Below are 24,090 nucleotides of genomic sequence, written 5' to 3'. Positions count from 1 at the left end.
CTTATTTGCTCAGGCACCATGGTGCGAGGCACGTGAGTGCCTACCGCCTATGCAGCCAGGGGGAGCGCAGGGCGTCGAATGACCACCCCAACCCCACGAAAGACATAAGGCGCCATTCAATGAACTTCCCCCTGACCCTGACCGTGTCCGACCGCCAGAGCATGGACAGCGAACTCGACGCCGCCGTCGCAGCCGCCAAGGCCCACGCCCTCACCGGCAAGCGGCACGGTATCCTCGTCACCCGGCACGGCGTGGACAAATTCACCGTTGCCCTCAGCGAGGCGGTCCCCTTCGGCCTCACCCGGGAACACCAGGCCTGGTAGCCGCTTCTTTGCCGCCAATCCAGCGGCGCCGCTCCCGTTTGTGACGCGCGTTCTCCCGCGTTTGGGCTCATCCCGGCATGGGTACCTGCTGTTCGTCTGCCCTGAGAGCAGGGCAGGGTCAGGAGAATAGACGCATGGATAACTCGGATAACTCGATGAGCGTGGCGGTGCTGGGGACCGGAATCATGGGAGCGGCCATGGCGCGCAACCTCCTCCGGGCCGGCCACAAGGTGTCGGTGTGGAACCGGGATCCGGCCAAAACTGAGCCGCTCGCCGCCGAAGGTGCCCTGCGGGCGGCCAGCCCCGCCGACGCGGTGGAAGCCGCCGACGTTGTCCTCACCATGCTGTACGACGCCGCCGCGGTGGCGCAGGTCATGCGGCAGGCGGCGCCCGGCATCCGCGCCGGCACGGCCTGGATCCAGTCCGCCACCGTGGGAGTGCAGGACGTTCCCGCTCTCGCCGCCTTGGCCGCCGACCTCGGCCTGGACTTGGTGGAAGCACCTGTCTCCGGCACCCGCGCGCCCGCCGAGGCGGGCAAACTGCTGGTCCTCGCCGCCGGCCCCGAAGCCATCCGCCCCCGCGTAGCGCCGGTCCTCGATGCCATCGGCGCCCGCACCCTCTGGACCGGCGAGGACCCCGCCAAGGGTTCGGCCGCCCGGCTCAAGCTGGTGGTCAACAGCTGGGTCATTGCCGCCTCCAACGCCGCGGGCGAGGTGGTTGCGCTTGCCCAGGCGCTGGGCGTTGATCCCGGGCAGTTCCTCAACGTGCTCGACGGCGGTCCGCTGGACCTGCCCTACCTGCGCACCAAGATGGGACTCATCCTTGACGACGGGCTGGAGCCGGCGTCCTTCGCCGTGGACACCGCCCGCAAGGACGCCCACCTCATTGTCGATGCCGCCGCGGCCGAAGGCCTGAAACTCGATGGAGCCGAGGCGGCTGCCGCCCGGCTGGACCGGGTGGCGGACCAGGGCCGCGCCAAGCAGGACATGGCCGCCGCTTATCACGCCAGCCGGTAGCAGGAGCTCCGTTCCAAAGCGCCCCAGCCGCGCGGGATAGCGCTTGCCGTTGACGTTATCCGCGTCACCTTCTATATTGGATGAATCGATTCAAGAGTTGCCGCTCCTGCCCCGATCCGGCTCCGGCGCAGCACACCAAACCCTGAATCCTGCTGACGACCAGCGGTTCCGGTTCCTTGCCAATGAAGACGAAGGACAAGCACATGAGCACCACCCCCACCCGCGCGCCCCTCACCAGCCAAGGGGCTGGAGCCGGGGTTCGGGACCCCAGGAAGGCCGCGATGAGCGGCTGGATCGGAAGCGCCCTCGAGTACTACGACTTTGCGCTGTACTCCCTGGCGGCAACCCTGGTCTTCCCCGCCATCTTCTTCCCGTCCGGGAACCCCACCGTCGCCATCATCGCCTCCCTGGCCACCTACGCCGTCGGCTACGTCTCCCGTCCCATCGGCGCCGTGGTGCTCGGCGCCTATGGTGACCGGCACGGCCGCAAGAAAGTGCTCGTGTTCGCGATGCTGCTCATGGGCTTCGCGACGTTCGCTGTTGGCCTGCTCCCCACGTACGGCCAGGTGGGCCTCCTGGCGCCCGCTCTGCTGGTGATCCTCAGGCTCATCCAGGGTTTCGCCGTTGCCGGTGAACTGGGCGGTGCCAGCGCCATGATCGTGGAGCATTCCCCTGACGCAAAGCGCGGGTTCTTCGCCAGCTTCAGCCTGCAGGGCACCCAGGTGGGCTCGATCCTGGCCACCGCCGTCCTCCTCCCGCTCGCCGCCCTCCTCCCGGCGGACCAGTTCAGCTCCTGGGGCTGGCGCATCCCGTTCCTGCTCAGCGCCGTCGTCATCCTGGCCGGGTACCTGATCCGCCGCCGCGTGACCGAACCCCCTGCGTACGCCGCGCAGTCCGGAGCAGCCCCGGCCAAGCAGCGCTTCCCGCTCATCGAACTCCTCCGCACCCGCCCCGGCGTCCTGGTCCGCTGCGTCGCCATGACGTTCACCAACGTGATCGGCATGGCCACCCTGATCTTCGGCGTCTCCTACGCCACCCAGAAGGGCTACGGCAACGGCTTCTCCAGCAGCGAGTTCCTTTGGGTGACCCTGGTAGCCAACATTGCTGCCGTCATCACCATCCCGTTTTTCGGTGCACTGTCCGACCGGATCGGCCGGCGGATGCTCATGGCGGCCGGCGGGGTCATTGGCGGCGTACTGGTCACCGGGTACCTGTGGGCGATCCAGCAGGGCAGCCTGCCGCTGGTCTTCGTGTGCGTCGTGATCGTGCAGGGCATCTTCTTCCAGATGTGGAACGCCACCTTCGCCACGTTCTTCCAGGAGCAGTTCCCCATGCGGATCCGGGTCACCGGCTTCGCCGTCTCGCAGAACATCGGGCTGATGATCGCTTCATTCTTCCCGAGCATCTTTACCGCGATCGCTCCTCCCGGTTCCACCAACGTGCCGCTCACCATCGGCCTGACCACGCTGGGGATCTGCCTGGTGTCCGCGGTGGCCACCCTGATGTCCTCGGACACGAAAGGCAAGTCGCTTGAGGACCTCGAGGGGCAAAAAGCCAGCTGAGGCCGCACCCGCGTCACGCAGGGCACGCTTTCAGGCAGCGGACGACGGCGGTGGGCCGGGATTCCGGGGCTTCCCCGCCGATGGCGGGCCGAAAGCGTGCCGTGCGTGACGCCGTCGTACGCGTTACTAGGGAAGCCGCGACGGCCGCAGGAAACTCGACTCCCCGGCCCGGCCCGGATCCAGCGGCACCGGACTGGCCAGCACGGCAGGGCCCCGGTGCAGGAACCCGCCGGTCAGGGCGCGGCACCGGATGCCGCCGCGGCCGCGCATGGCCGGGTGGGCGCCCGGGGCGAGCATCCCGTCCATCCACGCGCAGGGCTGGGCATGCCTGCCGCCATGGAACTCCACCACGTCCCCGCCGGACTCCAGCGCAAAATCGTGGCCCAGCAGCGGCGCCAGCTGCGCCCCGCGGAGCACCACGTTCCGCCGGGTCAGCAGGGGATCGAACGGCTGCGAGCCCAGCTCGGCGGCGATCGCCTCAAGGGATTCGACGGCGAACAGGGTCACCGCTGCGTCCATGTGGGCGGCCTTGCCGAAGAACCGGTCGCCCACGATGCCCTTCCCGGCCACCACCTCAGCCTGCGCAGCATCTTCGGTCGGAACATCGGCGGCACCGTCCCGGGCACGGCCGAAGTAGGCGTGCGCGGGGGACACCAGCAGGTGCAGGATCTCGACGTCGTACCGGAAGCTTTCAGCCATACCGCCAGCGTATGCCGTTCCCCGCAATCCGGCCGCCCGGTGGAAAGATCAGACCCATGGATACCTCACCAACCGCAGCCCGGGTTCTGCCCGCCAGGCACAGGACCGTCCTCTTCTGGGCGTCGGTGGCCTGTGCCGCCGCCCTCATCCTGGTTCCCGCGTGGATGCTTGCCGGCAATCCCGCCGTCCTGGGCGGACACCCCCTGCTGCCGGGCCTCCTGCTGGCGGCGGCTGCGTCCGGCGTCGTCTGGGCCATCCTGCTGTGGGTGCGCCGCGATGTTCCGCGGCCCCGCTCCCGTGTCCGGGCCGTCGGCGCCTGGGCGGGCAGGATCGCCGTGCTGGCGCTCGCCGCCGGCCTGGCCTGGCTAAGCCCCTTTGCCTACCAGCCGGGCCAGGCAGCGGAGGCGGGCCCGACGTCGGACCTCGCCGTCACCGAGTCAGCCACCGCCATCACCATGTCACCGGAGGGCAGGACTGCCACCAAGGGGTTGGTTTTCTACCCGGGTGCCCGGGTGGACGCCAAGGCGTACCAGGACATCCTGGCCCCCGCCGTGGGGGCCGGATACCGGGTGGTCATCCTGAAGGAACCGCTGGGGCTCAGCCTGCTGGACGGAAGCCAGGCCAGGAGCGCCATGGCCGACAACCCGGACATCAGGACCTGGGCGGTGGGCGGCCACTCACTTGGCGGGGTATCAGCATCGTCATTCGCCCTGGCCAACACCGATGTCAGCGGGCTGGTTCTCTACGCTTCCTACCCGATCGAATCCCTGCGCGGGCGGACCGGCCTGTCCGTCCTGTCCGTTTCCGGCAGCCAGGACGGACTCAGCACCCCCGCCAAGATCCAGGCATCCCGGGACCTCCTCCCCGTGGATACGGAGTTCGCCGCGGTCCAGGGCGGGGTGCACGCGTTCTTTGGCGACTACGGGGCGCAGCCCGGTGACGGCGAACCCGGTATCAGCCGGCAGGCAGCGCAGCAGCAGATCGCTGCAGCTACCGTGTCCTTCCTGGGGCAGCTCCAGCGGAGCTAGGTTTCGACAGACTCAACCACCGGCAGGCGCAACCGCCGGCAGGCGCAACCGCCGGCAGGCGCAACCGCCGGCACCGCCCGGATCAAGCTCCGACGTAGGCCGCCAGGTGCTGCCCGGTGAGCGTGGCCCGGCCGGCCACCAGATCGGCCGGCGTACCCTCAAAAACGATCGAGCCGCCGTCGTGCCCGGCTCCCGGGCCGATGTCGATGATCCAGTCCGCGTGCGCCATGACCGCCTGGTGGTGCTCGATGACGATGACGGATTTCCCGGAGCCGACCAGCCGGTCCAGCAGGCCAAGGAGCTGTTCGACGTCGGCCAGGTGCAGGCCGACGGTGGGCTCGTCCAGGATGTAGATCTCCCCGGCCTCGGCCATCTGCGAGGCGAGCTTGAGCCGCTGGCGCTCGCCGCCGGACAACGTGGTCAGTGGCTGGCCCAGGGTGATGTAGCCCAGCCCGACGTCGGCAAGCCGCTCCAGGACCTTGTGCGCCGCGGGCGTTTTGGCCTCGCCGTCGGCAAAGTACGCCAGCGCCGCGTCCACGGACAGGTCCAGGACGTCGGCGATATTCTTCCCGCCCAGGGTGTACTCCAGGACGGCGGCCTGGAACCGGCGGCCCTCACATTCCTCGCAGGTGGACTCCACCGTGGCCATGACGCCGAGTTCGGTGAAGATCACGCCGGCGCCATTACAGGTGGGGCAGGCGCCCTCGGAGTTTGAGCTGAACAGCGCGGGCTTGACCCCGTTGGCTTTGGCGAAGGCTTTGCGGATGGGTTCCAGCAGCCCGGTGTAGGTGGCCGGATTGCTGCGCCGGGACCCCTTGATGGCGCCCTGGTCAATGACGATCACCCCGTCACGCTTCGCCAATGAGCCGTGGATCAGCGAGCTCTTGCCGGACCCCGCCACGCCCGTCACCACGCACAGCACCCCCAGCGGCACGTCGACGTCCACGTCGCGCAGGTTGTTGGTGGAGGCGCCGCGCACCTCCAGCGCGCCGCGGGCCGCCCGGACCGAGTCCTTCAGCCGGGACTTGTCACCCAGGTGCCGCCCGGTGATGGTGCCGCTGGCACGCAACCCGTCGACGTCGCCCTCGTAGACGATCTCACCACCGCCGGCACCGGCGCCCGGACCGAGGTCGACGACGTGGTCGGCGATCGCGATCATCTCCGGTTTGTGCTCCACCACCAGGACGGTGTTGCCTTTGTCCCGCAGCTGCAGCAGGAGCGTGTTCATCCGCTCGATGTCGTGCGGGTGCAGGCCGATGCTTGGCTCGTCGAAGACATAGGTGACGTCGGTGAGGGACGAGCCCAGGTGCCGGATCATCTTGGTCCGCTGCGCTTCGCCGCCGGACAGGGTGCCGGCCGGACGGTCCAGTGACAGGTAGCCCAGGCCGATCTCCGCGAAGGAATCCAGGAGGTCCCGCAGCCCGGCCAGCAGCGGGCGCACCGTGGGCTCGTCCAGGCCGCGGATCCACTGCGCGAGGTCGCTGATCTGCATGGTGCACAGGTCCGCGATGTTCTTGCCGTTGATCCGCGAGTCGAGCACCTCCGGCGTGAGGCGCGTGCCGCCGCAGTCCGGGCAGGTGGCGAACGTGACCGCCCGTTCCACGAACCGCTTCACGTGCGGCTGCATGGCCTCCACGTCCTTGGACAGCATGGACTTCTGGATCTTGGGGATGATGCCTTCGAAGGTGAGGTTGACGCCCTCCACCTTGATCTTGGTGGGCTCGGCGTACAACATCGTGTCCAGTTGTTTCGCCGTGAACGTAGCGATCGGTTTGTCCATGGGCAGGCCCATACCCTCGAACAGCCGGCCGTACCAGCCGTCCATGGAGTAGCCGGGGACGGTGAGTGCGCCCTCGGCCAGGGACTTCGAATCGTCGTACAGGGCGGTCCGGTCGATGTCGCTGACGTTGCCCATGCCCTCGCACCTCGGGCACATGCCGCCGAGGTAGGTCACCTGGCGGACCACGTTCTTTTCCACCCGGCCCCCCTTTTCGGTGCTCATGACGCCGCTGGCCTTGCGGGTGGGCACATTGAAGGAGAAGGCGGTGGGCGGCCCGACGTAGGGCTGGCCCAGCCGGCTGAACAGGATCCGCAGCATGGCGTTGGCATCCGTGGCGGTGCCCACGGTGGACCGCGGGTTGGCGCCCATCCGCTCCTGGTCCACGATGATCGCCGTCGTGAGCCCCTCCAGCCGGTCCACATCAGGCCGGGCCAGGCTGGGCATGAAGCCTTGGACGAACGCACTGTAGGTTTCGTTGATCATGCGCTGCGATTCGGCGGCGATGGTGGCGAAGACCAGGGAGCTCTTGCCCGACCCGGATACTCCCGTGAACGCGGTGAGCCGCCGCTTGGGCAGCTCAAGGCTGACGTCCTTGAGGTTGTTTTCCCGTGCGCCCTGGACCCGGATGAGGTCGTGGCTGTCGGCCAGATGCATTCCGGTGTGCGCGGCGTCGGTGCTGGTGTCGGTGCTCAAGGTGTCCCCCTGTGTCCTGGGCGGCACTGCGGGGAGGCTGCGCTGGCTGCCTCCCGCGGCGTCGTCCGTTATATACGTTGCTGGTTATATGCCTAAGGCTGCTGGTTGATGCGGACCGTGTTGCCGGCCGGGTCGCGGAAGGCGCAGTCGCGGATCCCGTAGGGCTGGTCGATGGGTTCCTGCACGACGTCGGCGCCGGTCGCCTCCACCTTGGCGAACGCCGCGTCCACGTCCGGGGAGGAGAGGACGATCGTGGCGTAGGTGCCTTTGGCCATCATTTCGGCGATGGTGCGGCGCTCGTCGTCGGTGATGCCGGGGTCCACCGCCGGCGGATGCAGGACGATGGAGACGTCCTTCTGGCCGGCCGGCCCCACGGTGATCCACCGCATGGTGCCCCGGCCAACGTCGTTGCGGATTTCGAAGCCCAGGGCGTCGCGGTAGAACGCCAGCGAGGCGTCGGGATCGGTGGCGGGAAGGAAGGTTGAGGAAATGTTGATGTCCATGGCAGTCATGCTAGTAACGGCTCAGGGGCGGGCGCTTCTCGATTCCTGACCGGTCTGGTGACCTGCTTCGCCACGCAGGCGGGGATCCCCGCCGTCGAGTTCGCTGCCTCCTGCTTGTAGACGCTGGGCGGCATCCCCACCAGTTCGCTGAAGCGGGTGCTGAAGGTACCCAGCGAGGAACAGCCGACGGCGAAGCACACGTCCGTCACGCTGAGGTCCCCCATGCGGAGAAGCGCCATGGCGCGTTCAATGCGGCGGGTCATGAGGTAGCTGTACGGGGATTCCCCGTAGGCGAGCTTGAACCGGCGGCTGAAGTGGCCCGCGGACATGTGCACGTCCCTGGCGAGGGATTCAACGTCCAGCGGCTGCGCGTACTCCCGGTCCATCCGGTCCTTGACGCGGCGGAGTTGGGTGAGTTCCCGGAGGTAGGGATCGGCGGCTGGACTGCTGGTCACAGCTCCGATCGTGCTACGCCGCGGGGGTCTTGTCCACCCTCTTCGGCGGCGGGGAACCGGGCGTCAAAAGTGCTCCGGGGTGCGGGGTATGATTATGCCGCCGGCCAGCGTATGAGGTCCTCGCCCGAACAGGGCTTGAGGCAACGCAGAGCTGGATGTGAGCGGTCCCGCGGGTCCGGCACGCGGCGAAACCAACCCTTGATTCACCATCTTGAGCCCTGCCCGGATACTGCGCAGGCACCACCTTGGAAGGACGCCATGGAACTGCTGTGGGAAATTGCCGGCTGGGCAGGCGCGGTTGCGATACTCAGTGCGTACCTGGCCGTTTCCATGGGCTGGCTGAAGGCAGGCAAGGGCTTCCAGACGGCCAACCTGTTCGGTTCCGTTGCCTTCATCATTAACGGAACCCTGCACGGGGCCTGGCCGTCCGTCGTCACGAACGTGGCCTGGTTCCTGATCTCCGCGGTGGCGCTGGTCCGGATGCGGCAGGAAGACCCGGCCCCCTCCCTCGAACCGGCGCAGGTCCAGTACCCGGGGGTTCCGGACGGCACCGGCCAGCTCGCTGTGGTGGAAGCCCTTACCGGGTCCCTGCCGGTCATGCCGTCGGTCCATCCCGCCGGGGACGGGCCGCGGCTGGCGCTTTAGGCTCATCGGGGCCAACGCCGCGTACACGATCGTCCATATAATCGCGCGTTTTTGCCATGGCCACCGCCTAGGGCGCCTTCATAGCCTTGGGGGTGACCAACGAACTTACCCCGCCGGGCAGGATTGTGCTGCCCGATGCGCCGCAGGACCAGCAGGACATCCTGGATGCAGGCGGCGTGGCCTGCTGGAGCGAACCCGTCCTTATCGACACCTACACCCCAGGGGAGCCGGACCGGTATCCGTTGTTCCTTGACCGGCGGGTGTACCAGGGATCCAGCGGCAAGGTGTACCCCATGCCGTTCATCGACAGCATCGAACCGGACAAGAAGCCCAGGCTGTGGCAGGCCATCCACCTGGAAAACCGGTACGTCCGCCTGATGCTGCTGCCCGAAATCGGCGGCCGCATCCACGTGGGATATGACAAGACCGCAGGCTATGACTTCTTCTACCGGAACAACGTGATCAAGCCCGGGCTGGTGGGACTGGCCGGGCCCTGGATCTCCGGCGGAGTGGAATTCAACTGGCCCCAGCACCACCGGCCCGGCACGTTCCTGCCGGTGGAAACCGCCGTGGAGCCTGCCGGCGACGGCAGCGTCACCGCCTGGCACACGGACCTGGACCCGTTGCAGCGGATGCGCGGAACCCATGGCGTCCGCCTCCGGCCAGGCAGCTCCCTCATCGAGGTGGAGGCCCGGCTCTACAACCGTACGGACGAGCCCCAAACCTTCCTGTGGTGGGCGAACGCCGCCGCCCGCGTGCACGGGAACTACCAGTCCTTCTTCCCCACCGACGTGTCCCACGTGGCGGACCATGCACGCCGCGCCATCACGGCCTTCCCCCGCGCCGACCGGCCCTACTACGGCGTGGACTACCCCGCGCTCGCCGGACAGCATGGAACCCCGGATGCCGACCGGCTCGATTTCTACGCCAACATCCCCGTCCCCACGTCCTACATGGTCACAGACACGGCTGACAGCTTCTTCGGCGGATACGACCACGACGCCAAGGCCGGCTTCGTGCATTGGGCGGACCGCAGCATTGCACCCGGCAAGAAACAGTGGACGTGGGGGAACGGTTCCGTGGGCAAGGCCTGGGACAAGCACCTAACGGACGACGACGGCCCGTACGTCGAGTTGATGGCCGGCGTCTTCACCGACAACCAGCCGGACTTCAGCTACCTCGCTCCTGGCGAGATGCGCACCTTCAGCCAGTACTGGTACCCCATCCGGCACATCGGCCCGGCGCACCAGGCGAACCTGGAGGCCGCCGTCGCGCTTACCCTTGACGACGCCGGCCGGACCGCCACGGTGGGTGTTGCCGGCACGGGCCATACGGAAAATGCCACGGTGGTCCTGGCCCTGCATGGCGAAACCCTCCACACGTGGACCGCCGGACTATCCCCGGACCGGCCCTTCACCGCCACGGTTCAGCTGCCCGCCCCGGCCGAGGAAACGGACCTGGCCCTCAGCGTCATGGAAGGCGCCAGGGAACTCATCTCCTGGACCCCACGGCAGCCAACGGACCGTCCCGCAGAGCCCTGGGCAGCCACCGAACCAGCGCCTCCGCGGGAGATCGAAAGCGCTGACGAGCTCCATGTCACCGCAACCCACCTGGCCCAAAACCGGCACCCCACCAGGAGGCCCCAGCCCTACCTTGAGGAGATGCTCCGCCGGGATCCAGGGGATTCCCGCGCCGCCACCGCCCTTGCTGCCACCCAGTATCGGACCGGGGCCTATGCCGGGGCCCGGAAGCTCCTTGAAACCGCCCTGGACCGGCTGACCGGCCGCAACCTGAACCCTCCCAGCGGGGAGGCAAGCTACCGGCTGGGCCTGGTCCTGGAACGAACGGGCCGGCTCGCTGAGGCCCGTGAACGCTTCGGGAAGGCCGCCTGGGACAGGGCCTGGGCGCACCCTGCCCGCCTCGCCTTGGCCCGGTTGGCCCTCCGGGAAGGTGAGCCGGCCACCGGGCTCCGTCATGCCGATGCCGCGCTGGCCCTGGAATCAACCAGCCCGGAAGCCAGGCATCTCCGGTACCTGGCCCTGGAAAACTTGGGCCGCAGGGCTGACAGCGCCCGGCTGCTGCAGGACATCCTGGCCGCGGATCCACTCGATCCCGTGGCCCTCTCGCTCGCCGGATCCCTTGACGTCGCAGACCCCAAGACCGGCCTGGCCGTCGCCTGCTGGCTGGCCCGCGCAGGCCAGTGGCAGCTCGCCCTGGACCTGACCGAAAGCGCGCCGCCCGCGGGTGCTGACCCGGCCTTCGGCAACCCCGCGCCCATCCGCCACTACTTGCGCGCCGGATGGCTGGCGGAACTGCTGGACCCGCAGGAGGCTGCCGCGCATCGGGCAAAGGCGCGGCGGGCGGACACCACCCATGCCTTCCCGCACGGCCTGGACGAGTTCGATGCGCTGCACCGGGCCCTCGAAGCCGACCCGCGTGATCCCGTGGCGCACGGGCTGCTGGGTTGCTGGCTGCTTGACGCGGAACGGACCAAGGATGCGCTGGGCCACCTGCAGAAAGCGATGATCCACGGGTCCACCGATCCCGTGGTGTGGCGCAATGCTGCACTGGCCACGGTTAATACCGGTGGCGACCCCGCCGCCGCTGATGCGTATTTTGCCCGGGCCCTGGAACTAAGCCCGGATGACGCGCGGCTCGTCTTCGAACGGTCCGTCCTGTCGGAACTCCGCGGGCTGCCCGCCGGGGAGCGGCTCGCCGCCATCGAACAGCATGGACCGGCCGTCCTGGCGCGGGACGATCTTGCTGTTCTCTACGCCAACCTGCTGACCGACGCGGGGCGGCCGCAGGAGGCCCTGGCACTCCTTGGATCCCGCACGTTCCAGCCGTTCGAGGGGGGTGAGGGCCTGGTGCTCGCGGCATACGACCGGGCAGCGGTGCAGCATGCGCGGACGTTGATGGAGCAGGACCCGACGGCGGCCGCCACCTTGCTGCGCACGGGCGTCGAAGCGCCCGCGAACCTGGGCGAAGGGCGGCATCCCCGGGACAGCATGGCTGAACGCTTCGTGGCGCTCGGCGATGCGCTGGAACGTGCCGGGGACACTCAGGCCGCGGTGGAGGCCTGGACTCGACCCTGCCGGCAGGCCGGCCCCCTGGCCGTTGACCCCGGCCCGGCCGGCCCGGCCGACTACTGGCGCGGCGTTGCCATGTCCCGCCTGGGCAGGGGTGGAGACGCCGAAGGCGTATGGCGCCGGCTGGAGGAACGGGCCGACGAACTGGAAGCCGCTCCCGCCGCGCCCGACTATTTCGCAACATCCCTCCCTGAACTGTTGCTGTTCGCCACCGACACCGCTGCATCCCGTCGCACCGCGGCTGCGTCACTGCGGGAGTTGGCCGGGCAGGGCCGCCTGCTCACCGGCAGCCCGAAGCTGGAAGGAGTGTCAACCCAATGACTGAAGCACCCCGCTACCTCGGGTCCGGCACGGTGCACGGCGACACGTGCTCCCTGACGGGCGCACCGCCGTCGCACCTTCCGCCCCGCCTGGCCATCAGCCTCTGGGACTTCTCCTGGTATACCCGCGCCGAGGCCGGCGGACCCTTCGCGGACCTGGACGCCGCCTGCGCACGGGCCGCCGGGCTCGGATACAACGCCGTCCGCATCTGCGCCGCACCGCTGCTGCTCCAGGTCGGGCTGGGGCTGGAGGCGCTCGCGGAGGACCTGGCGATCGAAGGACTGGGAACGGCGCCCGACGGCGGGATATACGGCAGGGGGACCCGCTGGTATGACGTTCCCGGCGGGTACCGGATCAACCTGCGGGCCCGGCTCCTGGACCTGTTCGAGGCCGCCGCACGGCACGGGCTGGTGGTGATCCTGGCCAGCTGGGAGTACCAGCAGTCACCCGCCTTCGCAGAATCGCCGGAATGGTTCGAAGCCATTGACGCCGTCCCGCTGGAAGACCGGTACCGTGCCCTGGCCGACGCCTGGGACCGGCTGATCGGCGAGGTGTCGGATGCCGGGCACCGGGACCGCATCGCCCTGGTGGAACTGCACAACGAGGTGGACTTCTCCATCCTCCCGCCGCTCGCCAACGGCAGTAGTGAGGTGGAGCGGCTGCGCTCGCTGCATCCGGACCTGTTGATCACGGCCAGCTACGGCAAGCCGCCGCACCTTGCCATGCATACCCTGCCGGAGGGCCTGGGCGCGGCGCAGTTCCACGTGTACAGCTACGGCGTGCTGGACGCCCTGCAGCAGCAGATCGACATCCGTTCCGAAGGGAGCGGCGGGTTTCCCAACCGGGCACTGCGGGCTTTGCTGAAGCCTGGCGCACCCTCGGTCGCGGAGTATGGCCGCCTGCCCGAGTGGAAGTACCGCGCCACCGTGGTCACCGGCCAGATGCTCTACGGCTACGACTGGCTCGATCCCGATGCCTGGGACACCTGGCTGTACAACGAATACGGGCCCTACCGGGAAGTGATGCGGCGCGAGATTGAATCGCGGGTGACCGCCATCGCCGCATGGGCCCGCTGGAAGGACGTTCCCGCGGTGGTGGGCGAGGGCTGGATCGGTTACACACCGCTGCTGGGCACCTTCGAGGAGGGGCCGGTGGGGCGCGAGCTCGCCGAACACGGCATCCGCACCGCCCTGGAGCACGGCGTGTGGGGCATGGTGCTGTGCTCCAATGCTGCGCCGCACCACCCCCTGTGGGCCGACGAAGACTGGCAGCGCCGCATGAACCACCTGATCCGTACCGCACCTGTGACCTGAAAGATCCGCCATGCCCTCCCCGAACACGGCCCTTGACCTCCTGACCGCCACCCACCGGCCGCACAGCAATGCCCTGCTGCGGCCGGCCATGAGCAACACCGAGGATCCGCACGGCAGGTGGCGGGTCACCAACCACTACCTGGAGTGTGGCGGACGCCCGGCCATCCCGGTCTCCGGGGAAATCCACTTCAGCCGGCTGCCCAGGAACCGCTGGGAGGACAGGCTCCGCCTGATGAAAGCCGGCGGTATCACCGTAGTGGCCTGCTACGTCTTCTGGATCCACCACGAGCCGGTGGAAGGTGATCCGCGCTTTGACGGCAACCTCGATGTTGCGGCGTTCGTCCGGCTCTGTGCCGCGCTGGACCTGGACGTCGTCCTGCGCATCGGGCCCTGGGCCCACGGCGAGGTCCGCAACGGCGGCTTTCCGGACTGGGTGCAGGCGGCCCCCGTCCGCCACCGCACCAATGATCCCGCCTACCTGGACATGGTGGAGCACTGGTACAACCGGCTGGGGGGCGAACTGCGCGGCTTGTGCGGGCCGGACAGCAACGTGATCGGCATCCAGTTGGAAAACGAGCTCTACGACCAGCCGGCCCATCTTTCCCGGTTGAAGGAGCTGGCCCGGGCGGCCGGGCTCGGCGCCCCCCTCTGGACCGCGACCGCGTGGGGCGGGGCGGACCTGCCCGGGGCCGAGGTGCTGCCGGTCTTCGGCGGTTACGGGGACGGATTCTGGGTGGATGCCGGCGCGCCGTGGGATCCGACGTTCCGCCAGCACTACTTCTTCAGCCACCAGTGGGACGACCCCGGCATCGGCGCCGACCTCCGCGAACACCTGTCCGGAAACGAGGCCGCGCCGCCCCGGTCCACCTCCGACCTTTATCCGGCGGCCACCTGCGAGCTGACCGGCGGCATGGCCACGGCCTATCAACGCCGGCCATGGCCAGCGGGCAAGGACGTGGCGGCCGTGTCCAACAACAAGATCGGCAGCGGCTCCGGCTGGCAGGGCTATTACATGTTCGCCGGCGGGACGAACCCCGCGGCCGGCCTGCAGGAGACCCAGGCGACTGGCTACCCGAACGACCTCCCGGAGTTCGACTACGACTTCCATGCGCCCATCGGTGCATCCGGCAGGCTGGCGCCGGGCTTTGCCTTGTTGCGCCGGCAGCACGCGTTCCTCGCCGCGTTCGGGGAGCTCCTGGCGCCGATGCCGTCCGCTCTGCCGGACCGGGAGCCGTGCGGGGTGGATGACACGGAGACGCTGCGCTGGGCGTTGCGCTCCGACGGGTCGTCCGGCTTTGTGTTCCTCACTTGGCACCAGCCGCATATACCGCTTCCGGCATATAGTGGTGCGCAGTTCCGCCTGGGTCTGGCAGATGGGCCTGTGACGGTTCCCGACGTGCCGGTCGACGTCCCCGCAGGCACCATTGCGGCCTGGCCTGTGAACCTGGAGGTTGGCGGCGTCCGGTTGCGCTGGGCCACCGCGTCCGCGCTGACAGTGCTCGATCCCGGGGGATCGCCGACGCTGGTGCTCGCCGCAGAAGCCGGCATCGAACCGCGGCTGTGCCTGCCCAAGGGGGCGGTGCTGGAAGGCGAGGCTGCTCCGCTGGGCGGGAATGCCTGGGCTGTCCGGCCGTCCCTGACTCCGGTGACGGCGACGTGTTCCGGGGATGCCTTGAAGATCCTGGTCCTCCCTGCTTCGTCGGCGGACCAGGCGTGGGTGCTGGAGACGCCGCGCGGCCGGGAGCTGGTGCTGTCCGCTGAACCGGTATGGATGGACGCCGGCGGCTTGCTGGCGGGCCGCTCGCTGGGCGCGCCCTCGGTCCGGCGGTATGCACGCGAAACCGGGCGGTTTGAGGCTGTATCTGCCGCAATGCAGTTGAGGGCACCTGCCCGCCGCGACGTTCCCCTGGTGCCGGTCCGCGCTGCGGCCGCCATTCCGGCGTCCTTCGGCTCGCTGGCGGGCCGGGCTGCCGCGCCGGGCCGGGAAGCGATGGCGGAGCTCTCCGCGGAGTACAGGATTGAACTTCCGACGACGGACGCCGCCACCGGCGGTGCGCCCACCGAGCTGGAGGTCACCTGGGCGGGTGACGTTGCCCGGCTGCTCGTGGACGGCCGTGTGGTGGCCGACCGCTTCTGGGACGGATCGGAGTGGGTCATCGACACCGGCGATGCCGGCATCCGCGCCGGCTCGGAGGTCTTGCTCCAGGTCCTGCCGCTTTCCAAAGATGCAGAGGTGGGGCTGCCCGCCGCGGCCCAGCGCCTGCGGGACGCCACGTCTGGGGACTTGCTTGCCGTTGAAAGGGTGCAGCTGGTGTGCTGGTCCGATTGGCGGGAAGACCTGGGCTGAGCCCGCCCGCCGTCGTAGGATGGACGTTTCTTGACGGAGGGGACGCAGGTGGAACGGGCGCATGGATTCCAGAATCAGCGGCTGGTGGTGGTTCCCCGGCCCTTGGTCCTCGAAGCCCTCAACCGTCCCATCACCCGGCGCCTGGTAGTCACCGACGCAGGATTGTTTCCCGCCGCCGCGGACCATGGCCGCTACCGGCCACAGGGTGCGGACGAAACCATCGTCATCCTGTGTGTTGACGGACGCGGGTGGGTGGAAACCGCCGGTGCGCGGACCGACGTCGGCAAGGGGACCGCCGTCGTCCTTCCCGGCGGCACGGGCGAGGCCCACGCGTATGGTGCCGCCGGGGATGATCCATGGACGATCTGGTGGTGCCACGTCCGCGGAACGGATGCGGCGGAGCTGGTTGAGGGAGCCGGGGTCAGGCCCGGCCGGTGCATTGTTCCGGTGGTGGCGGCAGACCGGCTGACGGCGATGCTGGATGAGATCGTCAGCGCCCTGGAGAAGGACCAGTCACCCGCCCGCCTGGTTGCCACGGCGGGAATGGCGTGGAAGCTGCTGGCCATGTTGGCCGTGGACCGCCGGGTTCCGGAGAAGGGGACGCCGCTGCAGCAGGCCATGAATTACCTGGAGGAGCGGGCGGACGGCGCCATCCGGCTGGCTGACCTGGCCGCGCTGGTGGGTGTCTCGTCGTCGCACCTGAGCAAGCTGTTCCGGGAGGCGACCGGCGGGGGAGTGCTGGCACACCACACGTCCCTGAAAATGGCGCGGGCGCGGCACCTGCTGGATACCACGGGCCTGACTATCGCGCAGGTGGGCCGCGAGGTGGGGCTGCAGGACCAGTTCTACTTCTCCCGCCAGTTCCGCAGGCTGCACGGGATCAGCCCCAGCGCGTACCGGGCGGAGCGGAAGGGGTAAGGCTGCCTGCGCCTTGCTGGATCCGGGGACGCCGGAGAAACTGAAGGCATCCAATGGCCCAAGCACCAGCAGCACCAAGGAGCGCCCGTGAGCGATCAGAACGTTGACCCGTCACCTACGCCGGCCAAGGGTGTGGTGCTGATTACCGGAACGTCCACGGGCATAGGCCTTGCCACCGCGGTGGAGGCCGCGCGGGCAGGCTGGACGGTCATTGCCACCATGCGCGACCTGCAGCGCGCGGACGCGCTTCGGGCCGCGGCCGATGAGGCCGGAGTATCCCTGGACATTCGTCGGCTTGACGTTACGGACACGGCGGACATCGACCGTGAGATTGCGTATTGCATCAGTTCCTACGGCCGGCTGGACGTGCTGGTCAACAACGCCGGAAGTGCGGCGGTGGGTACGGTGGAAATGCTGGGTCTGGAAGATTTCCGCAGCGCCATGGAGGTTAACTTCTTTGGCGTGGTGGCCCTGACCCGCGCCGCCCTGCCGCACCTGCGTGAGAGCGGCGGACGTGTCGTTACCATCAGTTCGGTGGGCGGGATAGTGGGCCAGCCCTTCAACGAAGCCTATTGCGCCGCCAAATTCGCCGTTGAGGGATTCCTGGAAAGCCTGCAGCCCGTGGCCAAGACCGTTGGCGTCGGGGTGCACGTCATTGAACCCGGTGCCGTGTCCAGCAATTTCGTGGCGAACGCCGGGATCGATGTCCCGGCCCTGCTGGAAACGGCCGGCTCCTACACCCCTGCCATCTCGGCCTACCTGGAACGAACCAGCACACAGTTCGCCAGCAGCAGCGCGCAGCAACCGGCGGATGTCGCGGCGGTGGTGCTGGCCACCATGGAAGGCGCTGAGCCGGCCTTCCGGATCCAGACCTCGTCCTGGGCGCACGACTTCGTGGCCACCAAACTGGCCGACCTGGACGGCAGCCGGGTCACCGGCCTGACCGCGGGCTGGGTGGCTGCCCCACAGGAGTGACCTGTTTCGTTCGCCAGGCCGCCTGCTAGGGCTGCTCGAAGGTTGCCACTATCCGGGCCCGCGCTATTGCGTGGGTAAAGAGGTTGAAGCCGAGGTAGGCGGGACTGGCATCGGCCGGGATGTCCAGGTGTTCGACGTCAACGGCGTGAACGACGACGTGATAGTGGTGCACGCCGTGGCCGGGTGGGGGAGCAGCCCCTACAAAACCGCGCATGCCGGCGTCGTTGGCCAACTGCACGGCGCCGGCTGGCAGCCCGGAATCTGCCGCACCCGAGGGCAAGGACGTGGTGGATACCGGAAGATTAAACGCCGCCCAGTGCCAGAACCCGCTGCCGGTGGGAGCGTCGGGATCGAATACGGTGACCGCGAAGCTGCGGGTTTCCGGAGGGAATCCTTCCCAGGCGAGCTGGGGGGACTGGTCTTTGCCTCCCTCTATTCCCATTTTGCCGCTCGCTTGCGCAACCGGAAGCTTCTCGCCGTCGGAAATGTCTGTGCTGGACAGCGTGAACTCGGGAAGTTGAGGCAGGCGGGAATAGGGGTCCTGTTCGAGATTCATGTGTCTCCTGTCGCACTCATTCAGTGGTGTTTCATCAGTATGCTTAGGGCCCCGCGATAGGGCAAGCTGCGGCTCATTTGATGTTCAGTGTTCCGTGCATGTTGGAGTGGTAGGTGCAGTGGTAGGTGTAGGTGCCAGGCTTTGCCGGGGCGGTGAAGGTAGTGCTGGTCCCGGCTTTGACGACTGCGTCGAAGGATCCGTCGTCCGCGGTCACGGTGTGGGCCACGTTGTCCATGTTCATCACCGTCACCGTTGACCCTGCGAGGACACTGTCCGCGCCGGTGTAGGCAAATGATTTGATGTGGATCGTCATCTCAGCCGCTGTCCCGGCGGTACTGCTGGCCTCTCCCATTGACGACGGTGTTGCCGAAGCCACTGGGGAGGAGCCCATGTTCATGCCTGGATCCATGGAGGCGCTGGCGGATCCGGCCGCTGTTGACGACGCCGGCGATGAACTTGTGCCGCTGGCGGTTCCGCACGCGCTGGCCCCAATGATCGTCGCTGCGCCTATCAGGGTCAGGGTGAGGCGTTGGCTGGTCTTGATGGTCTTCATGGAGTTGGCCTTCGGGATCGGCATCGGAAAGCCCTGGGACCGAGGCCGACCGTGAACGGGCGGGCGGTGCAGGCATCAGGATGCGGGGTGGCTGGAGGTGAGGTGTGCGTATACGACGGTGTTGTCCAGGTATTCCCTCGTAGTGGGGTTGTAGCCGCCGCATGTGATGAGCCGGACTTCGGGGCGGTCCGCGTTTTGGTAGACCTCGATCGTGGGGAACGTGGCTTTGCGGTAGACATCGACCTTGTCCACGGTGAACACGGCAGCTGTGTGGTCTGCGCGGGTGATGGTGATGTCCTGGCCTGGGGTGACTTCGTGAAGCCGGTAGAACAGCCCGACATCGCTGTTGGTGGCGTTCACGTGGCCAAGGATTATCGCGGACCCCGTTTGGCCGGGGGTGGGTGAGTCCTGGTACCAGCCCCCGGGAGAACCCGGTTCACCGGACGGGGTCTGGATTTCGCCGTTCGCTTGCTTGCCCAGTGGAATCAGGCCTGCATCGACCCCGATGGAGGGGACTTGGACCCGGACCGGGACGGAGGCCGGCAGGGCGGCGTCCGGCGGCGCGGGAAGCATGGTCGGGTCGGTCGCTGCCGGATCCACAGCCGCCTGCGACGAAGGGGGCGCCTGAATCGTTGGGTCGGGAGATGGTGCTGCAGCCGTCACCCTGCTGGTTGGAGAAGGGTTGGGTGGTTCGGCGTGCAGGCCCAGGCCGATGGCGGTGATGCCGCCGGCCAGGAGCATGGCGGCCGCCGCAGACGCGACAAGGCGTCCGCGGCGGCTGCTCGTTTCAGATCCCATCAGAGCCCTGAAATTCCCTTTGCTTCTCGGCCCTTAGGCTGCCATCTTGCGGCGCAGCGCGTAGGCTCCGCCGGCTGCCAGGAAGAGGCCGCCACCGGCGGCGAGGAGTCCCAGGTCCGGGCCAGCCGGGGCCGGAGTGGCGAGGCCTGTGCCCGGGGCTCCGGCAGGCATTGCCTTCAGCGTCCCGCAAAGGGCCGGCGAGGTAGCGGCCAGCGGCAGGGACGGGACCAGATCGCTGGGTTCTTTTTGCGCGGCGGCGGGCAGGGTTGCCGGATCCAAGCCATGGACGACGACGACGGCGGTCCCGGCCTTGAGCGAATCAGCCGTCTTTGCGTCCAGAGTGAAGGTCCGGTTATAGGTGTAGGAGGCACCCATCCCGGCGACCTTCAGGTCGGTTCCGGCAGCAGGGCTGGTGTCACCGCTGGTGGACAAGGTGGTGCCGATCCCGCCGTAGAAGGGGGCGCCCTCGGTGGTACTGATGACGCCGTCCTTGCTGGTATCAGCTGACATGTCCGGGCAGGTTCCCTTGGCACCGATATGGATGTGCTGGACGTGCGGGTAGGGGCTGCCGTTGAACATCGCAGCGAGGCCGGAAACCTTCTCGGTCACGGTGGCCTGGTCGCCGTTGACGGTGATCATGACGGTTCCAGAGGCATTGCTGCCGTTGATAGCTGCGAGGTTTGCCTGGTACATCGTGTTGTCTGCGGCGAGGGCCGGGCTGGTGGAGAGCGCGAGGGCGCCCAGGGCCAGGACCGGGGCAATCAGGAAAGCGGATTTCTTCATGACGAGTTTCCTCCGTTGACAGTGAACGCTCCCCTGATGGGCACGCCCATGACTGTGACTTCAGCAATTCGTTGTGGCCTGGATCACGGATTGGTCACTGCCGGGAAACGCCTCGTCCCAACCAGGCGGGCTTGGAGTTCCTGCCGGGGGAATTTGGTGCTATTCGGACCAGCAGGCAAGGACTGTAGTCGCCACCTGGTAGGCGAACGCGGCGCGCGTGACTTGGTTTGGTCCAACTGTTTCCTGGAGGGCTGCCGCGTCCACGGTTAACACGAAGTTGTCCTTCGCGAAGACGGCGGAGGCGGGCGTTTGGAATGCCGGGAATCCGAGGTTGGCCAATCCTTCGATCGGTGCGGACGCCGGTGTGGTCTGCTGCAGGTCCTGAAAGTCGGCTCGGGCGGTATCCGGGTCCGCGGCTTCTTTGACCGAGAGGACGAGGGGCCCGGCGGGAAGCGCGTAGGTGCAGGTGTAGAGCTTGTCCGCCCAGGAGGCTGTGGTAGCAGGAGCAGCGGGGAGAGCCAGGATCCGGCTGATGCTGCCCCGCGTCTCGTCGCCGCAGACCATCAATGCAGCCCCCGACGGCCCACCAGCGTCCGTAGCGGGAATATCGGACGGCGCTGCTGCTGGTGGGGAGCTTGCAACAGCTGGGGCCGCTGCCGACGTGCCTGGAACATACGCGGGGTTACCAGGACCCGCGCCGCATCCTGCCAAAGCGAACATCGATACGGCCGCTACTACCGTCATCACAAGACGGCGTGAGGGCGATGCTGGCGCTTGGGTTAATCGTCGCGTCACGAGAACACCCCTCCAAAAGGTCTTGGCCGATACGGTATCGCCCTCTCTACTGATGATTCGTGCCCGCTGCCCCCGCGGACGGGTCCCGGGAGGATGGCCGCAGGCGGCCATCCTTCGCGGGTGGAGTCTCGAATCATTGGTATGAACTATTACAGCCCGGCGGCTCAGGAACGCGTCAAAGACGCCGCTTATGATGCGCTGGAGAAAGTCCTGACCGGCATGTTCGAACCGCTGAGCAGGCAAGCTCTTACCCTACGGTGGAACCAGGCAGTTGAAGCCATGGCCAAGCACCTTGAAGCAGCAGACGACGGTTCCGAATAGTTGCATGAGTTATGCATCCGGCATTCCCGGGGCAACCACTGAGCCCGGCTTGTGACGCTAGTGCAAAAGGATCGCGGGCGGGAATTTCAAGCCGTTCGGTCCGTCCTGTTCCCGTGGAGAGCAGGGCAGTTCTAGATGTCGGCGATGGCCGGGGCGTTGCGAAAGTGGCCAACGGCGACCAGGACTGCCCCGGTGGCGGCCCAGCCGGCCAGTACGAGCCATGGAAACGCGGTGGCAGCGTCGGGGAAGTAGGAGAGATCGCGCAGGAGCGTCCCGGAGGCGCCGGGGACCAGCCATTGGCCGACATCACCCCACGGTGCGGGGAGGAACTCCTTGGGCTGGGTCAGTGAGGAAAGCGGGTTGCCGATGAAGAGGGTGATGATCGCGCCAACTGCGATGCCCGGCTGCCCGATGAGTGCATTGAGGCCCACGATGATGGCAGCCGTTGCAACGATTCCCAGTCCGATCGCGCCCGCATTCGTCCAGTAGCTGCCTTGGAGGGTGTGGAACCAGGCCTGCAGGATTCCCGCGAGGCCAGCGCCTGCGATAACGCCGTAGGCGAGGATCGCCCCTAGTCGTCGCCATGTCCCCGAGACGAGGAGGGAAATGAGCACGCCCCCGATCATGCCGCCCATGGCCAGCGGAAGGCCTGCAACGGCGAGTCCGGTGCCGCGCGCGTCGTCAGGTGAGAGTGGTACGACGTCGGTCACGGTTACCTGGGGGACCGTGACCGGTGCGCCTTGCTGGGCGTGCCCCGTTTGGCCGCCCTGAGCTTTCGTTGCCGCCTGGGTGAGGGCTTCCTGAAGCTTGGCGATGGCCTGGCTCTGGATCTGGGCCTGCATCTGGGCACCCATCTGGGTCAGTGCCTGCGATGCGACCGGGCTGCCTGCACTGGCGACCAGGATCTCGGGTGAAGCACCCAGGACAATCGCGCCGTACACCTCGCGCTGTTCGATGAGCTTTACAGCCTCATCGCGGCTTGAAGCCGTGCGTACGTTGAGGCTTCCGGCGGGAGCCTTGGCGGTGATCTGGGAAATCTGGTCTGGGTTTCCCACCGCCGCGATGGGAAGATTCTGGACCTTTGCGGTGACGCTTGGCCAGGCAAAGGCCAGCAGGACGATGCAGACGGCAGCTGCGGCGAGCAAGGCGGTGCGCAGCGCGTGCGGCCATGGGGTGTGAGTGCCCGGCGTGGGGGCCTGCCGGTGGCCGGGAGCCTGGCTGCGTTCAGTGAGTGTGGACATGGAGTGGCTGCCCCTCGAGGTGTAATGGTGAAAAAGAATGTTCGTTCTTCATTTTGGATCCATCCTCGCCGAATCGTCAAGAATGATCATTCGTTTTCTTTTGTCATAGCATGTACCCATGCCGAAAGTGAGCGAAGAACACCGGCTTGCCATGCGTGAGCGTATCCAGCAGGCTGCGCTGGAGTGCGTGGCGGAAAAGGGCTTCTCGAATGTCTCGATGGGGGACATCATCGCGGAAGCGGGCCTTTCTGCTGGCGCCGCGTACGTGTACTACCGCAGCAAAGAAGAACTGATTGTTGATGCGGGCCGGCGGCTTTTCGCCGAAAGGATGGCAGCGCTGGAGGGGCTTGGCGGGCAGGACTCAGTCCCGCCGCCTGAGCAGGCCATTGTGGCGCTCATGGCCGGACTGATGCAGATGGATTTCTTCCCCGGGGTCGCGGTCCAGGTGTGGGGCGAAGCCGTCCGCAACGAGCGCCTTGGAGAGGTGGCGCGCAGCATCCTTACCCAAATTCGGGGGCACATCGAGACCTATTTGGAGGCGTGGCTGCGCGCCTCTCGCCCCTCCGAAGACGCGGAATTACAGGCCCGCCGCCTCGCCCCGGCAGTCATGGGCCTGATCCAAGGCTGTGCCATCCAGTCGGCCCTGGCAGGAGAGGATGCTGAAACGGCATACCTCGACTCCGCACGAACCCTCCTGGCCGCGCTCTAGGAAACGTCTGGCGGTCGCCGGGATGGGGTGCCGTGGGTTTCGGGATACGGCCCCCCGGTTGTTGTCTGTCCAGTTCCTTAGGCCGGGTCTTAGCCTTGCCGTTCGGTTGCCCGGCCGGTCGTATCGGTTGCAGTCTCGGTGGTCCCATCCCGCTCCATGAGCCGCAGCCGGCAGTCGCCCTGGGTGACCATTGGCCCTGCGGCTTCCATCCAGTGAGTTGTGCGGGCGCTGCAGGGAGCCGTTGCGCTGAGCCGGAGAGTTGGTGGCGGGCGGTTCCAGGGCTTCGGTTGCGCCGCCGTCCATATGCGAATCGTCAGATTAGGGCCTAAGACTCTGCGGGCGACCTGTCAGAGAGAGCTGGATTTGACCCTATACAGACGCATATTTCGTTCCTGCCTGACGTCAGGTTGGGGTGTAGTTGTGACTCACGGTACCTGTTCGAATGCGCATTATTTGAGCCTGCGATAGATGGTCGGTCTTTTTCAACGCTTTGTGTTGCAGCGCGGACCCCAGTGGGTCAGCGAGTTCGTGCCCTTCGGGGCCGGCTAGTGTTCCGGCCAAGTTTCTTGGACGCTCCATCCCTCGACTTGGGTGTAAGTCGCGACGACCGAGACTTCACCGCTGGGCTGAGTTGGGCAGATGGAGAAAAGCAGCACTGCATAGGCGC

The 24,090-nt window shown here is 67.5% G+C and carries 23 protein-coding genes; 13 read left to right on the top strand and 10 right to left on the bottom strand.

Annotated elements, in window-relative coordinates; genetic code table 11:
- The first annotated feature begins 119 nt into the window (after positions 1 to 119).
- From AC4EEO_RS18670 to AC4EEO_RS18660, 3 genes are all read left to right on the top strand, one after another.
- Positions 120 to 323, top strand: coding sequence for a hypothetical protein (locus AC4EEO_RS18670; RefSeq protein ID WP_018763349.1), 204 nt, complete (start codon positions 120 to 122; stop codon positions 321 to 323).
- A 77-nt stretch (positions 324 to 400) separates the two neighbouring features.
- On the top strand, positions 401 to 1,339 hold the full coding sequence (locus tag AC4EEO_RS18665) for an NAD(P)-dependent oxidoreductase (RefSeq protein WP_491339475.1): 939 nt from the start codon (positions 401 to 403) through the stop codon (positions 1,337 to 1,339).
- A 203-nt stretch (positions 1,340 to 1,542) separates the two neighbouring features.
- On the top strand, positions 1,543 to 2,901 hold the full coding sequence (locus AC4EEO_RS18660; RefSeq protein WP_133831396.1) for an MFS transporter: 1,359 nt from the start codon (positions 1,543 to 1,545) through the stop codon (positions 2,899 to 2,901).
- 126 nt (positions 2,902 to 3,027) lie between these two features.
- On the opposite strand, the gene AC4EEO_RS18655 is transcribed toward AC4EEO_RS18660, so the two are convergent.
- Entirely contained in the window at positions 3,028 to 3,600 is a 573-nt protein-coding gene (locus AC4EEO_RS18655; RefSeq protein WP_018763337.1) for an MOSC domain-containing protein, read from the bottom strand.
- Between the two features lie 56 nt (positions 3,601 to 3,656).
- Here AC4EEO_RS18655 and AC4EEO_RS18650 point away from each other — a divergent pair, with 56 nt between their 5' ends.
- Positions 3,657 to 4,628, top strand: a complete 972-nt coding sequence (locus tag AC4EEO_RS18650) for an alpha/beta hydrolase (RefSeq protein ID WP_491328994.1) — start codon at positions 3,657 to 3,659, stop codon at positions 4,626 to 4,628.
- 82 nt (positions 4,629 to 4,710) lie between these two features.
- On the opposite strand, the gene AC4EEO_RS18645 is transcribed toward AC4EEO_RS18650, so the two are convergent.
- The 3 genes from AC4EEO_RS18645 to AC4EEO_RS18635 form a co-directional block, all read right to left on the bottom strand.
- Positions 4,711 to 7,101 (bottom strand): ATP-binding cassette domain-containing protein, encoded by a 2,391-nt coding sequence (locus tag AC4EEO_RS18645; RefSeq protein WP_491339474.1) that lies wholly within the window; start codon positions 7,099 to 7,101, stop codon positions 4,711 to 4,713.
- A gap of 92 nt (positions 7,102 to 7,193) precedes the next feature.
- The gene (locus tag AC4EEO_RS18640; protein WP_109044183.1) at positions 7,194 to 7,613 is read right to left on the bottom strand and encodes a VOC family protein; all 420 of its coding nucleotides are present in this window, start codon (positions 7,611 to 7,613) and stop codon (positions 7,194 to 7,196) included.
- On the bottom strand, positions 7,610 to 8,059 hold the full coding sequence (locus AC4EEO_RS18635; protein ID WP_133831393.1) for a helix-turn-helix transcriptional regulator: 450 nt from the start codon (positions 8,057 to 8,059) through the stop codon (positions 7,610 to 7,612). The genes AC4EEO_RS18640 and AC4EEO_RS18635 overlap by 4 nt, the downstream gene beginning before the upstream one ends.
- 258 nt (positions 8,060 to 8,317) lie before the next feature.
- Here AC4EEO_RS18635 and AC4EEO_RS18630 point away from each other — a divergent pair, with 258 nt between their 5' ends.
- The 6 genes from AC4EEO_RS18630 (at position 8,318) to AC4EEO_RS18605 (ending at position 17,667) form a co-directional block, all read left to right on the top strand.
- On the top strand, positions 8,318 to 8,704 hold the full coding sequence (locus AC4EEO_RS18630) for a CBU_0592 family membrane protein (protein ID WP_018763332.1): 387 nt from the start codon (positions 8,318 to 8,320) through the stop codon (positions 8,702 to 8,704).
- 92 nt (positions 8,705 to 8,796) lie between these two features.
- Positions 8,797 to 12,114, top strand: a complete 3,318-nt coding sequence (locus tag AC4EEO_RS18625; protein ID WP_491339473.1) for a DUF5107 domain-containing protein — start codon at positions 8,797 to 8,799, stop codon at positions 12,112 to 12,114.
- Positions 12,111 to 13,427 (top strand): cellulase-like family protein, encoded by a 1,317-nt coding sequence (locus tag AC4EEO_RS18620; protein WP_491339472.1) that lies wholly within the window; start codon positions 12,111 to 12,113, stop codon positions 13,425 to 13,427. The genes AC4EEO_RS18625 and AC4EEO_RS18620 overlap by 4 nt, the downstream gene beginning before the upstream one ends.
- A 10-nt stretch (positions 13,428 to 13,437) precedes the next feature.
- On the top strand, positions 13,438 to 15,774 hold the full coding sequence (locus tag AC4EEO_RS18615) for a beta-galactosidase (protein WP_491339471.1): 2,337 nt from the start codon (positions 13,438 to 13,440) through the stop codon (positions 15,772 to 15,774).
- 30 nt (positions 15,775 to 15,804) lie between these two features.
- Positions 15,805 to 16,692, top strand: a complete 888-nt coding sequence (locus AC4EEO_RS18610) for a helix-turn-helix domain-containing protein (protein ID WP_491339470.1) — start codon at positions 15,805 to 15,807, stop codon at positions 16,690 to 16,692.
- 87 nt (positions 16,693 to 16,779) lie between these two features.
- Complete coding sequence (locus AC4EEO_RS18605; protein WP_491339469.1) at positions 16,780 to 17,667, top strand: SDR family oxidoreductase; 888 nt, start codon at positions 16,780 to 16,782, stop codon at positions 17,665 to 17,667.
- Between the two features lie 25 nt (positions 17,668 to 17,692).
- Here AC4EEO_RS18605 and AC4EEO_RS18600 read toward each other — a convergent pair whose 3' ends face one another.
- Together AC4EEO_RS18600 and AC4EEO_RS18595 are read right to left on the bottom strand one after the other, a co-directional pair.
- Positions 17,693 to 18,223: a YbhB/YbcL family Raf kinase inhibitor-like protein gene (locus AC4EEO_RS18600; protein WP_491339468.1), complete on the bottom strand. Its 531-nt coding sequence runs from the start codon at positions 18,221 to 18,223 to the stop codon at positions 17,693 to 17,695.
- 73 nt (positions 18,224 to 18,296) lie between these two features.
- Positions 18,297 to 18,536 (bottom strand): cupredoxin domain-containing protein, encoded by a 240-nt coding sequence (locus AC4EEO_RS18595; RefSeq protein ID WP_285246588.1) that lies wholly within the window; start codon positions 18,534 to 18,536, stop codon positions 18,297 to 18,299.
- Between AC4EEO_RS18595 and AC4EEO_RS18590 the strand changes: the two genes are divergently transcribed.
- The gene (locus AC4EEO_RS18590; RefSeq protein ID WP_461839709.1) at positions 18,523 to 18,831 is read left to right on the top strand and encodes a hypothetical protein; all 309 of its coding nucleotides are present in this window, start codon (positions 18,523 to 18,525) and stop codon (positions 18,829 to 18,831) included. The genes AC4EEO_RS18595 and AC4EEO_RS18590 overlap by 14 nt on opposite strands.
- A gap of 20 nt (positions 18,832 to 18,851) precedes the next feature.
- On the opposite strand, the gene AC4EEO_RS18585 is transcribed toward AC4EEO_RS18590, so the two are convergent.
- From AC4EEO_RS18585 to AC4EEO_RS18575, 3 genes are all read right to left on the bottom strand, one after another.
- Positions 18,852 to 19,574 carry a class F sortase gene (locus tag AC4EEO_RS18585; protein ID WP_491339467.1) on the bottom strand — a complete coding sequence of 241 codons (723 nt, stop codon included), beginning with the start codon at positions 19,572 to 19,574 and terminating at the stop codon, positions 18,852 to 18,854.
- Positions 19,575 to 19,607: 33 nt separating this feature from the next.
- Positions 19,608 to 20,357: a hypothetical protein gene (locus AC4EEO_RS18580; protein WP_285318870.1), complete on the bottom strand. Its 750-nt coding sequence runs from the start codon at positions 20,355 to 20,357 to the stop codon at positions 19,608 to 19,610.
- Between the two features lie 159 nt (positions 20,358 to 20,516).
- On the bottom strand, positions 20,517 to 20,921 hold the full coding sequence (locus AC4EEO_RS18575; RefSeq protein ID WP_491339466.1) for a hypothetical protein: 405 nt from the start codon (positions 20,919 to 20,921) through the stop codon (positions 20,517 to 20,519).
- Positions 20,922 to 21,293: 372 nt separating this feature from the next.
- Here AC4EEO_RS18575 and AC4EEO_RS18570 point away from each other — a divergent pair, with 372 nt between their 5' ends.
- On the top strand, positions 21,294 to 21,473 hold the full coding sequence (locus tag AC4EEO_RS18570; protein WP_285246593.1) for a hypothetical protein: 180 nt from the start codon (positions 21,294 to 21,296) through the stop codon (positions 21,471 to 21,473).
- Between the two features lie 131 nt (positions 21,474 to 21,604).
- Here AC4EEO_RS18570 and AC4EEO_RS18565 read toward each other — a convergent pair whose 3' ends face one another.
- On the bottom strand, positions 21,605 to 22,714 hold the full coding sequence (locus tag AC4EEO_RS18565; RefSeq protein ID WP_491339465.1) for an ABC transporter permease: 1,110 nt from the start codon (positions 22,712 to 22,714) through the stop codon (positions 21,605 to 21,607).
- Between the two features lie 118 nt (positions 22,715 to 22,832).
- Between AC4EEO_RS18565 and AC4EEO_RS18560 the strand changes: the two genes are divergently transcribed.
- Entirely contained in the window at positions 22,833 to 23,423 is a 591-nt protein-coding gene (locus tag AC4EEO_RS18560) for a TetR/AcrR family transcriptional regulator (protein WP_491339464.1), read from the top strand.
- The last annotated feature ends 667 nt before the right edge of the window (positions 23,424 to 24,090 follow it).

The organism is Pseudarthrobacter sp. MOO13 (genome assembly GCF_058267655.1).
Note: the sequence above shows the minus strand (reverse complement) of the source record. Positions and strands in the feature narration are given on the sequence as shown.

What these genes read in the sequence shown, in the direction of transcription:
- AC4EEO_RS18670 (WP_018763349.1), top strand. Translation starts at nt 120, where the DNA reads ATGAACTTCCCCCTGACCCTGACCGTGTCCGACCGCCAGAGCATGGAC.
- AC4EEO_RS18665 (WP_491339475.1), top strand. Translation starts at nt 401, where the DNA reads ATGGGTACCTGCTGTTCGTCTGCCCTGAGAGCAGGGCAGGGTCAGGAG.
- AC4EEO_RS18660 (WP_133831396.1), top strand. Translation starts at nt 1,543, where the DNA reads ATGAGCACCACCCCCACCCGCGCGCCCCTCACCAGCCAAGGGGCTGGA.
- AC4EEO_RS18655 (WP_018763337.1), bottom strand. Translation starts at nt 3,600, where the DNA reads ATGGCTGAAAGCTTCCGGTACGACGTCGAGATCCTGCACCTGCTGGTG.
- AC4EEO_RS18650 (WP_491328994.1), top strand. Translation starts at nt 3,657, where the DNA reads ATGGATACCTCACCAACCGCAGCCCGGGTTCTGCCCGCCAGGCACAGG.
- AC4EEO_RS18640 (WP_109044183.1), bottom strand. Translation starts at nt 7,613, where the DNA reads ATGACTGCCATGGACATCAACATTTCCTCAACCTTCCTTCCCGCCACC.
- AC4EEO_RS18630 (WP_018763332.1), top strand. Translation starts at nt 8,318, where the DNA reads ATGGAACTGCTGTGGGAAATTGCCGGCTGGGCAGGCGCGGTTGCGATA.
- AC4EEO_RS18620 (WP_491339472.1), top strand. Translation starts at nt 12,111, where the DNA reads ATGACTGAAGCACCCCGCTACCTCGGGTCCGGCACGGTGCACGGCGAC.
- AC4EEO_RS18615 (WP_491339471.1), top strand. Translation starts at nt 13,438, where the DNA reads ATGCCCTCCCCGAACACGGCCCTTGACCTCCTGACCGCCACCCACCGG.
- AC4EEO_RS18600 (WP_491339468.1), bottom strand. Translation starts at nt 18,223, where the DNA reads ATGAATCTCGAACAGGACCCCTATTCCCGCCTGCCTCAACTTCCCGAG.
- AC4EEO_RS18590 (WP_461839709.1), top strand. Translation starts at nt 18,523, where the DNA reads ATGTGGATCGTCATCTCAGCCGCTGTCCCGGCGGTACTGCTGGCCTCT.
- AC4EEO_RS18595 (WP_285246588.1), bottom strand. Translation starts at nt 18,536, where the DNA reads ATGACGATCCACATCAAATCATTTGCCTACACCGGCGCGGACAGTGTC.
- AC4EEO_RS18585 (WP_491339467.1), bottom strand. Translation starts at nt 19,574, where the DNA reads ATGGGATCTGAAACGAGCAGCCGCCGCGGACGCCTTGTCGCGTCTGCG.
- AC4EEO_RS18580 (WP_285318870.1), bottom strand. Translation starts at nt 20,357, where the DNA reads ATGAAGAAATCCGCTTTCCTGATTGCCCCGGTCCTGGCCCTGGGCGCC.
- AC4EEO_RS18575 (WP_491339466.1), bottom strand. Translation starts at nt 20,921, where the DNA reads ATGGTCTGCGGCGACGAGACGCGGGGCAGCATCAGCCGGATCCTGGCT.
- AC4EEO_RS18570 (WP_285246593.1), top strand. Translation starts at nt 21,294, where the DNA reads ATGAACTATTACAGCCCGGCGGCTCAGGAACGCGTCAAAGACGCCGCT.
- AC4EEO_RS18565 (WP_491339465.1), bottom strand. Translation starts at nt 22,714, where the DNA reads ATGTCCACACTCACTGAACGCAGCCAGGCTCCCGGCCACCGGCAGGCC.
- AC4EEO_RS18560 (WP_491339464.1), top strand. Translation starts at nt 22,833, where the DNA reads ATGCCGAAAGTGAGCGAAGAACACCGGCTTGCCATGCGTGAGCGTATC.